This is a genomic window from Candidatus Woesearchaeota archaeon (assembly GCA_016188115.1).
In the GTDB taxonomy this organism is placed as follows: domain Archaea; phylum Nanobdellota; class Nanobdellia; order Woesearchaeales; family GW2011-AR9; genus JACPIK01.
On the sequence record JACPIK010000002.1, the window covers coordinates 1,302,985 to 1,316,471 of the forward strand.

At 37.4% G+C, this 13,487-nt stretch carries 11 protein-coding genes and 1 tRNA gene; 3 read left to right on the forward strand and 9 right to left on the reverse strand.

Features of this window, described 5'->3' with window-relative positions; all coding sequences use genetic code 11:
• Nucleotides 1-31: 31 nt before the first annotated feature.
• The 6 genes from HYV86_06995 to HYV86_07020 form a co-directional block, all read right to left on the reverse strand.
• Nucleotides 32-697 carry an adenylate/guanylate cyclase domain-containing protein gene (locus HYV86_06995; protein ID MBI2573585.1) on the reverse strand — a complete coding sequence of 222 codons (666 nt, stop codon included), beginning with the start codon at nt 695-697 and terminating at the stop codon, nt 32-34.
• Between the two features lie 52 nt (nt 698-749).
• Complete coding sequence (locus HYV86_07000) at nt 750-2,327, reverse strand: hypothetical protein (GenBank protein MBI2573586.1); 1,578 nt, start codon at nt 2,325-2,327, stop codon at nt 750-752.
• A gap of 96 nt (nt 2,328-2,423) precedes the next feature.
• The gene (locus tag HYV86_07005; protein ID MBI2573587.1) at nt 2,424-3,038 is read right to left on the reverse strand and encodes a hypothetical protein; all 615 of its coding nucleotides are present in this window, start codon (nt 3,036-3,038) and stop codon (nt 2,424-2,426) included.
• A gap of 11 nt (nt 3,039-3,049) precedes the next feature.
• On the reverse strand, nt 3,050-3,745 hold the full coding sequence (locus tag HYV86_07010; protein ID MBI2573588.1) for a hypothetical protein: 696 nt from the start codon (nt 3,743-3,745) through the stop codon (nt 3,050-3,052).
• Between the two features lie 3 nt (nt 3,746-3,748).
• Nucleotides 3,749-6,046, reverse strand: coding sequence for a hypothetical protein (locus HYV86_07015; protein ID MBI2573589.1), 2,298 nt, complete (start codon nt 6,044-6,046; stop codon nt 3,749-3,751).
• Nucleotides 6,047-6,122: 76 nt separating this feature from the next.
• Nucleotides 6,123-7,079 (reverse strand): PKD domain-containing protein, encoded by a 957-nt coding sequence (locus HYV86_07020; protein ID MBI2573590.1) that lies wholly within the window; start codon nt 7,077-7,079, stop codon nt 6,123-6,125.
• Nucleotides 7,080-7,425: 346 nt separating this feature from the next.
• Between HYV86_07020 and HYV86_07025 the strand changes: the two genes are divergently transcribed.
• On the forward strand, nt 7,426-8,049 hold the full coding sequence (locus tag HYV86_07025; GenBank protein MBI2573591.1) for an LAGLIDADG family homing endonuclease: 624 nt from the start codon (nt 7,426-7,428) through the stop codon (nt 8,047-8,049).
• Here HYV86_07025 and HYV86_07030 read toward each other — a convergent pair.
• Both HYV86_07030 and HYV86_07035 read right to left on the reverse strand, forming a co-directional pair.
• Nucleotides 8,036-8,189: transfer RNA gene (locus HYV86_07030), tRNA-Ile, on the reverse strand. The two genes, HYV86_07025 and HYV86_07030, sit on opposite strands and share 14 nt — an antisense overlap.
• A gap of 83 nt (nt 8,190-8,272) precedes the next feature.
• Entirely contained in the window at nt 8,273-9,331 is a 1,059-nt protein-coding gene (locus tag HYV86_07035; protein MBI2573592.1) for a hypothetical protein, read from the reverse strand.
• A 173-nt stretch (nt 9,332-9,504) separates the two neighbouring features.
• Here HYV86_07035 and HYV86_07040 point away from each other — a divergent pair, with 173 nt between their 5' ends.
• The gene (locus HYV86_07040) at nt 9,505-10,965 is read left to right on the forward strand and encodes a radical SAM protein (protein ID MBI2573593.1); all 1,461 of its coding nucleotides are present in this window, start codon (nt 9,505-9,507) and stop codon (nt 10,963-10,965) included.
• Between the two features lie 9 nt (nt 10,966-10,974).
• Here the strand turns inward: HYV86_07040 and rlmD are convergent, their stop codons facing one another.
• Nucleotides 10,975-12,102: a 23S rRNA (uracil(1939)-C(5))-methyltransferase RlmD gene (rlmD, locus tag HYV86_07045; GenBank protein MBI2573594.1), complete on the reverse strand. Its 1,128-nt coding sequence runs from the start codon at nt 12,100-12,102 to the stop codon at nt 10,975-10,977.
• Nucleotides 12,103-12,192: 90 nt separating this feature from the next.
• Here rlmD and HYV86_07050 point away from each other — a divergent pair, with 90 nt between their 5' ends.
• Nucleotides 12,193-13,443 (forward strand): DUF1653 domain-containing protein, encoded by a 1,251-nt coding sequence (locus HYV86_07050; GenBank protein MBI2573595.1) that lies wholly within the window; start codon nt 12,193-12,195, stop codon nt 13,441-13,443.
• The last annotated feature ends 44 nt before the right edge of the window (nt 13,444-13,487 follow it).

Here is a 13,487-nt window from a genome sequence, read left to right on the forward strand (position 1 = left end):
TTCGTTACCAGACTGTAAAATCGTAATCTATTTAGAAAAAACCAAAAAATCGTAACACCAAAAAGAGCATTCCTCCAATTAACGCAACTAAAAAAATGAACAAGAGAGTGTTCCAAATAAACCGTAGGCTGCGTTTGACCACTCTATGGCTTGTATGTCCCTTAAAAATAGATTTATCATAATTGCTCTTTACGCGAAATAATCGCAAGGGGTAGCGAACACCTTTAAGTTTCTTAACACCAAGATGAAGAAAAGGGATTTCGTTCTTATTCATCGCAGTAAAGACAGTCTCACTTAAAATGATATGGTGGGGTTTGGTCATTTGCTCAAGACGAGACGCAATATTAACTGCATCGCCATAAATGTCCTTATTTTTAGTAATCACCTCTCCTGCATGAAGTGCCACACGTAACGAAAACGGATATTTCAATTTGTTATCTTTACTATATTGTTCACAGGATCGTTGCAAATCCACCGCGCATAATACTGCATCCGTTGCGCTATTAAATGTGACAAGAAACGCATCACCTATTTTTTTAACCACTGTTCCATTATATAACTCGAATTTAGGAAGGGAAAGTGAATCAAAGATATCATGAAATCGTTCGACTTCTTCTCGTCGTAATTTACTAGTTGTTTTAGTATAATTAACAACATCAACAAACATAACAGTCTTAATTTCTGTTTTAGGAGGCATTATAGACTAAGAATGACATAATCCTATAAAAATGTGTGCTTAAAGTATTCGCTTAATACTTCCCCAAACTCATCTGTCCTTTACGTTTAGTGGGAGCAACGACTTCTATCGTTTCTCCTACTTGCTTTTTGACATCCACAGCCAGAGCTTTACCCAAAATCTGACTTAAGGTAGTAATATCAACTTTTTTGACATCACCAATATCTTTCACGCCATTATGATATAAACGCCGTGCTCGCACCCGACCAACTCCTCGAAGTTGGAGCAATGTTAACAACTCTTCACGAACCCCTTCATCGACACGTATACCTAAAACATGGAGTGGTTTGATCACATGTTCCAGATTGGTAATATGGCATAATTCACGTATCGCATTAAGCAGCCATACGCAACTCTCTATCTTAACACGTATTTCTCCAGGTCGAATATCAAATTTTTCTAACAGATATTCCTCATCTTTTTCATCAATCCATGAATCTAAAAATAACGCTGTTTTAACCGAACTTAAAAATTCCTCATAGTCTAGATCAAATTGATCTGGCTCTTTAACAAGAAAACTTTCCGATCGTTTCCACATCTCTTCTTGTACTTTCTGTTGATCTTTTACTTTCAAGTTTAATAGTGGTCGCATCTCTAATGTTGTGCAAATCAAATGAAGCAGTCCAAATGTTGATGAAGCCGGTGTATACTTTGCGCATCCCTCCAATAATTGATATGCGCTAAGCGGATCAAGATAAAGCTGAGCTACTCTTTGTCCCAAAGATGTTGCAACAAGTTTCTCATTTTCATTTTTCTTTCTTGCTTCAATTAACGCACTCGCAGATCTAAAACCCATTGATTCTATTTTTGTTTCCTGAAGTGTGGTGTCATTTTCTTGCGTCGCTTCTTTTTCTACAAATCTCCATTCACGAAGTAATCCTAACATTTTATCCAAAATCAGATACAATTTTTGCGTGTCCTCGAATTGATACGCCCAAAAAGTCTTGCTAAAAAACCCGTGCATACTAACCGTATCATAAATAATCCCTGTACTAATCAACGAAAGTAAATGTGTGCGTAGCACCGGCTCTACTGCCAGCTTTGAATAGATGTTTTCCGGTTCACCACAAATATATTTTTCATAAATCTCTAGCTGTTCACGTTCATCTTTGGCAATACTAATTGCTTCACCATATGACTCATATTCTGGTCGTCCTGCCCGTCCTGCCATTTGCATATATTCTAACACCGCAATCCAATCCATTCCCCATTGACCAGAAAATCGTTTTAAACTTTTGATAATAACTCGAAATACCGGAAGAGAAAGACCTGCGGCAAGAGTAGGAGTAGCGCAAATAATTTTGATTGTTCCTTTACGAAATTCTTCTTCAATTAATTCTTTTTGTGATGAAGTTAACCCCGCATGATGAAATGCTACTCCCTTCCGAACACAATGTGAAAGACGTCGACACTGTTTTGTCGGTGTCGGCAACGCATGAAGAACAGCATCTTCAAGATCTGGATATACAAACGCAGTTAATTTTGCCACGTCCTCTGCTGTTTTTTCTGCACTAGCTCGATTCGCCACAAACACGATAGCTTGCTTGCCTATTCTGATAGTATCTAAAGCAAGCTCGAGAGTTTGGTCCATGGGAATTTAAATAGTGGGTGGTTTAAAAAATATCCTCTATAATCTTAACAGTTACCAACAATAAACACCAAAGAAGAATTTTTACTAACCTTTGCTTTACTTAACCAATCGATCTAAACCATCATACCCAATATCTGCAAAAAAATGTGTTAATACGCCATTTTCTAAAATTGCTGGTTCAAAACTAATCTTATGAACCATAGTGGGTTCTCTTAAAGACATCTTCATTGCCACAAAATCAGCTCTACGTTGTTGACCTTTTTCACGATCTAAATGATAACTTCCCTCTCCTGATTCAAATTGTATCAATAAAGATCTTCCCTCGTCTTCGAGAGTGTACGCTTCTTGTGTTTTTGTTCCCCGAGGAGGTAGAGTGATTCCAGGATAAAATGAAACAAAAATCTTACGAACCTGACTTTCATTGTACGCCATACCTAATTCTACTAGTCCGTTGTCTTGGGAAGGGAAAGCTGCTGTACCTAATCGATCTACATACGTTGTTGCATCAGCCACCCAAGAACTCTTTCTCCCCAACCTTGAACAAAGTCCAGGACCAACCAAAAAATATTTACTGCCATATTCACTATGTCTAGAATTTTTTGCTTGAAATGCTTCACTCATTAATTGGTCACGTGCGGTGATATCATTCGCAGCAAGCGCAACAGTATACACCGGAAGAACATCACGTAATATTGATTCAAATGTAGCCATATGATCCCCCCTTATTTCCCATTTCCAAATAGCAAATTGATTGATGTTTGTTGATATATTCCTTCATTATTAATATACATCTCTAAAATAGGCATAAAACGAACAGGACCAATTTGCATTTTAAATCCTAATGGTATCACTCCTCCATTGCGCAAAACATCTACTTGAAAAATATCAATCCCACTTGTACGCAATTCATAACCATTTTCTTTAAGTGTGAAATCGCTTTGGTTTGTAAAAAAAGTAAAATCTCCCTGATATCCAAAACCCGTCACTGCAGAAAGACTTGCACCTTGTATCCGATAACGAGTTAAATTAAACAATAACATTGTTTGAATACGTATTTCTGGTCCTTCTTGCACTTTAATTCTATCAAAATTAACATTTCCTGCAGGTGTTCTAATTTGTATGTCATCTTCAAGCGTTCGTTGTCTTTCTCTTAAAAAATATCCTCCTACTACCAACTCTAGTCCATCTAAATGAGTGTGATCTACAAGCTCCGGGTTGCTGATTGGTCGACAAAGTGTACCTCCTGTTTTCTGTGCTTCGCAAAGATACGCAGGGGTGGGTGTAGTATCATCTCCAGCGTAGACTTTAGCGCCTTGACGAAACCCATCATTTGTTTTATGGGTGTAAGGACCAATTCCTAATGTTGTACAACTACTAAGAAGAAAATGGAAATAAAATAAATTACGTGAAGACACCATCTCTTAATGTTCAATCACATACACTCGTACTGAGAATGGATCTTGTGGAACAACCACGGTTTCCACGGGTGCAATATACTCTTCATTCATGACTTCAACAACCCACCTATATTCAGAAGTATCTCGCCCATCATTCACTTTGAGAACAACTTCTTTAATACCTGGGGTTGTAAAAACACGTTCAATACTCTGTGCTCCGCGAATTTGAGGTTCATGATAGCTAAAATGCCATGTATATTCTAATATGTCTTTATCTAGATCACTAGCAACTCCATAAAATAATATGGGTTCATTGAGACGCACAAGAATATTACGCTGAGGATATGTAGTGTTAAATATTGGTTTTTGATTAACATTCTTTACCGTAAGCTTCACAGGATGAACTACTTCAACCTCTCCGTCATTCGCGCTTAATTCTAACCATACTACTTCTTTTTCCGTGTTAAACCGTTTATTGAAAAAAGCACTATTACTTACAAGATTATTCCAAAAAGTTTCTGTCTTATTAGTAACAGTTGTATAAGGTGCATTCCAACTAAATCCTTGATCATTAAAGATCGCTCCAGCAGGGAGATTGTGCAAAGTCACAGTAACTTGATCTCCATCTTGGTCTGTAACATCAACCGGAAAGAAAAATTCTTGGTTTTCATTCACTGTAATCTCATCATCATTAATCTCAAACTCAGGCGCGCGGTTCTTTTTAAGAACTCTAAATGAAAATTCTTGCGCAACTTCAAGTTCTCCATCACTGGCAATAACTTGTACAGGATACGTGCCTTCATCATTAAATGAAGTATCCCAAGTTCCATCAGAATCAAGGGGTTGACTAAAAGTATAACGCACAATATCTCCATCAGCATCATACGCTTCTGGTAAAATAACCACTTGGCTTGTTTCTTCAAATGTCAAATTCATGAGAGGAGTCATTACTGGTGGTCTATTTACATTAAAAACATGTAAACTTACTGTTGCTTCATCACACAGTTCACGACCACATACTCGTACAAGTAACGGTAACGTTTTTTCTTGCATAAATGTATGTTCAAGGCCAATTTTGTTAAGAAAATCACTCCAAACACCTTCACGTCGAGTAAGAGCATTATAATCTGGATTCCACGTGACAGTCTTGGTAAGTTGATTTAAAATAGCACCTTCAGGAAGACCTTCTACATTTAATACTAAATTATCTCCGTCTTCATCATAGGCTCCAATAACCCATTCTAGATGCTCTGCTTCTCTTACTTCAACACGTTCTGGAAGCTCTAATCTTGGAGCGCGATCAACATTAAGTATTGTTACGTGAACAACTATCTCTGTTTTGTCTTGCGCATCTCTTGCAGTTACTTTAATATCATACTCTCCTGCATCATCATAATTAGTTTTCCATTCTCCCCCAACAAAAGGCTCTTGGTAAGAATATTCCAAGACATCTCCATCTTGATCTTTAGCAGGAAGATCTAACAAGACTGTTTCCGCTTCGTACGCCACGATGGGAATATGAGAAACGACTGGTTTTCGATTTACATTAACTATTTGTAATCTCCACTTCCGTTCAACAGTGTTAATTCCATCTTTAATAATCAGTCCAAACGTATGCTCTCCTTCGTTGGCAAAATCTATGTCATACGATCCTGCAGCAGATTGAGAAATAATTTTTCCATCAAAAGACCACTCATAACGTATCTGGTCATCTTTTTCATCATCAGTTATATCTACAAAAAAATTGAATTTTTCCCCTTCTTTAAGATCAATGGTTTCTTCATCAGAAAATATTTTTGTAATTACTGGCGGACTATTTGTGGCAAGAACTTCAACTTCTACTCGTACTTGAATGTTAAATTCTCCATCAGATACATTAAATTTAGCCACATGCAGGCCACGATCACCAAAATTTGTTTCCCATTCCCCGTTCCTATTAAACGGTTTTTCAAATGTAAACTCGAGAGGATCACCATCAGGATCTTCCACAAGAGAACGTACATTAATTGTTTGTGTTTCTTTTCCTACAATTTTATTCTCTTTTAGAACTGGCGCTTGATTCTTTTTTCCAATTACCAATAAAATTTCTTCAAGTGATTGATCTTTCCCATCTGACGCAGTAATATTAATCTGATATTTTCCCGCATCTCCATATGTTGTTTGCCATTCCCCATTCTGATCAAGAGGTAAAGTGAATGTAAAATTAATGTCGTCACTATCTTTATCCACTGCTTGTGGGACTATTTTTACAAAATCTGTCTCATTGGCATAGAATGTCCTAGGCAGAGAAGCAGCAACACTAAGAGTGACAAATAGTAACATCAAAAAAGAACTAAGTACAACAATTCTAGAGGTGGTCGCCTTCATGGTGTAGAGTGAGAAAAAAAAGAAAGAAAAATTATTTTCTTTCTAGTGAGACATCAACAATCTCAGGAGCTTTGTTAACATCGCCGACAACAATGCGAACTTTTCTGGTTACTTTATCTTTCCCATCGTCAGCGGTGATAGTTACAAAGTACTCTCCGTGGTTGGTATAGTCGGTCTTCCATTCCCCATCGTTGCCTACAGGTTCGCTGATGGTGATTTGCACATCATCCTCGTCGAGATCAGTCACTTGTGGTCGAAGTGTGACAGTCTCCCCTTCAGCAACGGTTAAGTCCTGGATGTTCTTGATTTCAGGTTTTACATTTAGGTCAAGGACTGTGAGTTTAAATGAACTTTGACTTTCTAGTTCTCCATCACTTGCAACTACAGTAACAGAGTATTCTCCTGCACTGGTGTGATCAGTTGCAAATGTGCCACTCTTTAATGGTTCGCTAATAGTAAGAGTAATTGCATCATCATTTGCATCAGTAATTTTCGGATCAAAACGCACTAATTCGCCTTCTCGAACAATCATATCCCGCACTCCTGCAATTTTCGGAGCAACATTTACACGTTCTACGATTAACGTGAGTTGTTGAGTAGTTACGAGTTTACTATCAGTCGCACTTAATGTAACAGTATACTCGCCAGCATCGCCATATGTAGTCCGCCATTCTCCTTTTTCACTCAAAGGGGCGCTAAAACTCCATGTAACTGGGTCACCATCAGGATCTGTAACAGTTGGTTTAAGTTTAACCAATTCATTCTCTTTAACACGAATTGTTTGGATAGGGGCAGTTTCTTCTTTATTGCCATCATTAGTCATCTCTGGAAGATCTACCTCATTTGTAGGAACAGTTTCTTCAGCTTGTTGCTCTCCCTCACCTGTGTTATTGTTTGCAGGCACAGATGGAGCTGTCTCAACACAGCCTACTATCAGAAGTAATGCCATAATAATACTTGTAATAACGATACTTTTAGCTATAATCATAATAATACACCCCCAACCCTAAATACTAATTATTTTTTGAAAGAACTCGTATTTAAAGATTTATACACACAAAAGATTATGTAGAAAAGACCTATGTTAGAGTTTCATTACTTATATCGCTGATAAATCACCACTCCTACACTGGTCAAGTCCTAGTTAAGTATAAAAATAAAATTAGTCTCGCTTTTTATTAATGTTGAAAATTAATTCTCAAGAAATTAAAAGATTAAATCATCTTTATACCGTCTACAAATCTCTTAGAACTGTAGGGAAAATATGCAATCGGTCACCAAATACTATCAAGAAATATCTTCAAAAATCCTCAATTATAAACAAGAAAGATATCGTGAGTGGATTAAAAACAAAAGATTCACGATTAATTGGTTTTTACATTGGTCTTTGGATGGGTGACGGAACTCAATATTACAGCCAAGGAGGATATAGAATCAAAATTTGTTGTAATAAAATCGAGAAAAATCTTAATCATTTTATTCAAACAGCGATTACCAATCTTTTCAACAAAAAAACAGTTCTGATTGAAGAAAAAGATACTAATCGTGCTTATATCAAATTTTCATCTAAATATATCTATCATTTTGTAAATGAGTATGTATATTTTGAAAAAAATAAAACCGCTTCCATCTGTTTGAAGAAGATTAAATTTAGTAGGGGCTTTTTAGATGGCTGTTTACTAGGCTTAATTCTAAGTGATGGGCATTTAAAATATAGGTTTCATTTTAATGTAATCTCCAGAAGTTTAGCGGAAGACATGATTAGAATTTTAGAAGAATTAGGTTTTAGCCCATCATTATACATTCACAACCGGAAAAAGTATGGTTGGCATGATCTTTATATGGTCAGTCTTCCTGTTAAAGAAAGTGCAGAGCTCCATAAAATTCTCAACAAAATTATAAGAGATTTAGGATTTGATATTGATTTTAAAATACTAAAAAAGATGGCCCCGACGTGATTTGAACACGTGACCTATATCGGGAGTTTTTGCTCCTCACGATGTCTAGTTTACCTAGTCTACTCAAAGCAATTACTTTGAATAATATCAGTTTCGCATCCTTTCGGATCGTGCGCTCCACCAGGCTAAGCTACGGGGCCAAACAGAGAGTCGAACCGGCGTGTATTTTTAAAGGTTACGCCAAGCAAGTGATATTTTCAAATCAAGAAATTTTCAAAAAAAATTAATAATGTCCGGGACCCTCTTTCTTATGTTTACCAGAAGGATCATCTCCATGGTTATTACGATGTTCTTCGCCATCTTCAGAATGTCCATGTCCTCGATTTATTGGTATTTGGATGCCTTTATGAGCTATCGTCTCAAAACCAACAATAATCTCGATGAGGGCAGGATCCACATGGATATCTTCTCGTCCTAATTTTTGGGCAGTTGCATTTGTTGCGGTAATGACTCGAGACCAGTAATCCCGGATCGCATCAAGATAGATTCCTACCCTATCTCTCGATTGACAAACAATTTTTGGTGCAGGCGCATGACCTCTTGCAGGTTCTGCTCCCGGTGGAAGAGTAAATGGAACTACATCCACATAATTTGCTCGAATAGGTCTTATATCTAATCCGGCGTTTGAGCATTCAAGCAGAAAACGAGCTGTATTCAAACGTCTATCAAGATTTGCAGATTGGTTAAAACGAGTTAATTCTCCTCTAGATTTTTCAACATCATGAGAATGCGCAAAATATCTTTCTAGCACTTCATGAGACGGAAGAGACGGTCGAGATGCGACAAATAATCCAAAATGACCAAAATCGGGCGAAATAATCAATTCTCCATTATCCGAAGTTGTGTAAGATACGTGACCAGCGCAAGATTCGTGCGTTATTAGTCTCGTATGTTTTAAAGTTGGATCACGATAGAAATCCCCTTTTGAAGATGCAATAGACTCTTGCGGAAAATTAAGTCTATTTATTGCATAAAGAAGAGAAAGAAGTTGAGTGTCAGGGACATTAGTGTTCTCATTCGCCAGATATGCTTGCAATGGTAGAATTCCCATCTCTAAAAGACCTTGCACCATCTGAGAAGAAGAAACATCTTGTAGGTAGGTTTCATCACGAAATATTGTTCGTTGTTGATGAAGATAATCTCCTAATGTTACTGTTCCAATATCTAATGGTCTCTTCCACCAAGGTTCTCTGGTATCATTATCTAAGTCTAGTCCCTGTGCTTTATACAGCCGTTCAACATCAATTGCTTCCCGTACTGGCGTATCAAGTGTTAATTCCATCTTTCCCTCCAAAACTACCCATTTTATAAATATTTTGTCACTAAAAAGTAACTATTTATTTCTTTGGTGAATTGGTCATAACATCTACCAAAAGGTTCAACTGAGAAACATTACATTATAAACTCCATTTTTCTCCCTAAAATCTATAAAGTAACCCTACAAATTCCTTCTACATGCATTATACCATCCTTGACTGCTACACCGATGAAGCATCTGGATTAGGTGTACCTCCCTATTTAGGAACCTATCCTCGTTACATTTATGGTAAATATCGAAAAGAAGGACACACCGTTTCATACATCACCATTGATGATCTGCGTCTCTACAAAGCATTTCACGGAGTAAAACGAGTTCCAACAGAGAAAGAAAAAACCAGTATTCTTACCTACAATACTACAACCAACAACACCAAAGATACTCTGGAAAAAACAGATGTCCTCGTGGTCGTCCTAGGCGTTCATGTTCCCGGCAAATATCTCACTGCCCTTCCTGGCACATTACATGAAGTCATCCCACTAATCAAAGATCTCAAGATCACAAAAATTCTCACCGGTCCTGCTGTGTTTGGAACGCAGTTAGAAGGTGGCAAAGCATTTGAAAAAGAAGACCTTTCTTTGTTCGATGAAGTTGTCAATAGCGACACTTCCTTTGATGAACTTGAACACTTCGTGCTTGATGGTGTTGATATCATCAAAGAGATTCCTGACAGAAGAGTAATCGAAATTGAAACTGGTCGTGGCTGTAATGTTGGCAAATGTAGCTTTTGTACAGAACCACTCAAAAATCGTTTTGTTAATCGGAAAAAAGAAAACGTCGTGAAAGAAGTCAAAGCTTACTATGATCTTGGGGCACGCTACTTTCGTCTAGGAAAACAAGCAGACTTCTATGCATCAGAAGATCCAATTTGGATGCTCAAAGAAATTCGTCGGCTCTGTCCTGATATTGAAGTATTGCATATTGATAATGTTAATCCTAACTCTGTGGTCAAACCTGGTGGCGAAGAAATCACCAAAGCCATTGTTGAATACTGCTCTCCTGGAAATATCGCCGCGTTTGGTGTAGAGAGTTTTGATCCTATCGTTGTTAAATCTAACCTTCTCAACACCATGCCAGTCATTGCCATGAAAGCGATTGAAATTGTCAACAAATATGGGGCAGAACGCGGAGCAAATGGACTGCCAAAATTTCTTCCAGGAATTAATATCATCTTTGGTCTCTTAGGCGAAACCAAAGAATCACACAAAAAGAATATGGAAGCATTCCAGCAAATTCTTGACAAAGGCTGGATGCTACGGCGTATCAATGTGCGTCAAGTTGCCGTGTTACCTAATACATATCTTGAATCACATGGCGGGCAGAAGTTCTTTCGCAAGAATAAGCAATATTATTGGAAATGGCGAGATGAGATTCGGCAAAAAGTTGATAATGTCATGCTTGAGAGAATTTTACCCAAAGGCACGATTCTTACAGACGTCTTTACCGAGATGTATGATGGCAAGACCACATTTTGTCGTCAGTATGGTACCTATCCATTAGTAATTGGCGTGCAAGGTCGTTATCCACTCAAAGAACGCGTCAAAGTGAAAGTGACCGGATATATGTTACGAAGTATTACGGGTGAGATTGTTGATTAATTTTTCTTTTTAACTCTTCTTCCTCACCAACTCCACCACTGTCTCACAATGATTTGTCTGCGGAAATAAATCAAACAACGCTACACTCTTCACTTCATAGGCTTTAAACTTGGGCAACTCACGAGCTAGCTGTTCTAAATTACAAGAAATATAAATCATTACTTCTGGTCCAAGAAAATTTAATTGTTCAATCGTCTTGGGATGCATGCCCGTGCGAGGGGGATCAGTGATGACATACAATGGTTTATCCAATTTGACCCTCATCAGACTCTTAGCGTCAAGCACCATCGCTTTAGCATTCTTAACTTGGTTATGAATAATATTATGGTTAGCATACTGGATTGCCGGCGCAACGCTTTCAATAATAGTTACGTTCTTGAACAAATCAGCATTAATAATACCAAATGTGCCAACGCCGCCATACAAATCTAATAACACTGAATATGTCTCTTTAGTTGGATATTGTTGTAATAAGCTACGCACATATTCTTGCATTTTTTGTGCCATGGCAGTATTATTTTGAAAGAAACCTTGTGTTAAAAAACGAAATCGTTTACCGCATAACTCCTCTTCAAGATATTCTTCCCCTTTCACTGCCATAAATTGATCTGAGGTACTGTCATCTCTCGCAGCTTCAAGAAAACTGATCAACACATTCTTTGCGTGTGATTGTTCTGCAAAAACACGAATCTTCTCAACCATGGATTCTTTTTCTTTGGCATCATCATTAAGTACAAATGAAATGGCACTATCACCTAATTTGGTAGCTCGTATCAACGCATATCTCATTAATCCAGATTTTCGTTTCAAATCAAACGTATCAACACCACGAAAGAAGTCACGCACCTCTACAAGCAGGGCATTAATTACAGGGTCGCTAATGACACATTTCTCCACATCAACGATCTTATGAAAACTCCCTCGTTCGCGAAATCCAACACCATTTGGATGAAAAATAAAATCCATGCGATTGCGATAGTTGTATGGTTCATCAGAAAAAGTCTGGATGATGACATCATCAATTTTAAGAGCTTTAGCTATGGTTAGTCTCTTATTCTCAAGCTGTTTTTCATACTCAATATGTTGCGTTGTACAGCCACCGCAGGAACCAAAGTAAGCGCAGAGAGGAGTTGCCATGATTTATCAATTACTTATCAAAGTTAATATCCTCTCAACTTCATCTCTATTTTAAGAATCTTTTTATAGAAGCAAATGTAAAATAAACCAATGTCTAATCTCCCTCTGTTCAATCCTTCTCTTTCCCATCCGATCAAATCAGGGATCTACCAACATTACAAAGGTCGCTATTACCAAGTACTTGGCACCGCACTCCATTCTGAAACAAGAGAGATCCTCGTTCTCTACAAACCACTCTATGCCTATCCAGAACAGCGTGAATTTCAATACTTTGTACGTCCTTTAGAAATGTTTGAGGAAGAAGTTGAAATTAATGGTATCAAACGTCCGCGTTTTCAATATATCCGTCCAACTCCTGACCCTCAAAAAACTATTCTCATTGATGACAACGTCTACGGCTTGCAAGAAATCGACGATCCTGTCGTAATAGAGATTATCAACACGCCACAGATGCAGCGACTCAAAGGGGTAAACCAGTATGGAACATACGATTTACTTAACCCAAAGTGGTTTTCTTCTCGTTTTGATCATTGTGTAGGTGTGTATCTTCTTTTGCGTCATCTTGGTACCCCTCGTGCCGAGCAAATTGCCGGACTTTTGCATGATATTGCTCACACTGCATTCTCTCACGTTATTGATTATGCGTTTGATGATCAAGTTGGACAAACCGTTCACGAAACATTTCACAAGAAAGTAATTTTCTCTTCAGAGATCCCTCAAATTCTAAAGAAGTATGGTTTTGATGTTAATTACATTATCGATGAACATAATTTTCCCCTTCTTGAACAACCCTCACCAGATCTGTGCGGAGATCGAGTAGACTATACCCTCCGTGATTCATTATGCAAAGAGTTATGTTCCAGAGAAGATGTGAGCAAGATTTTTTCATACATTAAAAAAAGTCATAATCAAATTGTTCTTACTAACAAAGAAGCTGCATTGCTCATGGCAGAAAAATCTATTGATCTTTGCGAGAATTTTTACAGTTCCTATATTCAAGCAGGTTCTTTTCAATTTATGGGGAACCTTATCAAAGAGGCATTACAAAAAGGAGTTATCAACCAAGAAGATATCTTCTTAACGGATAGAGAAGTTATTGTAAAATTAAAACAAGATCATTTTTTTGGTGAACAACTTGAAAAAATGAATCTAAATCGTATTCTTCCTGCAACTTCTCAAGATTATACTTACTATGCTTTCAATAAAGTTCGTTTTGTGAATCCAATGGTTTTAATTGAAGAAAAGTTATTTAGAACTACAGACTTATTTCCTCAACTGCAAGATAAGATTAATGGGCTTAAAGAGAAATGTAAAAATGGCTATTATGTGAAAATTATTTAGTCCAGCTCAATCATTTCTTTCCTTGCCATCTCTCTTGTCTTCTC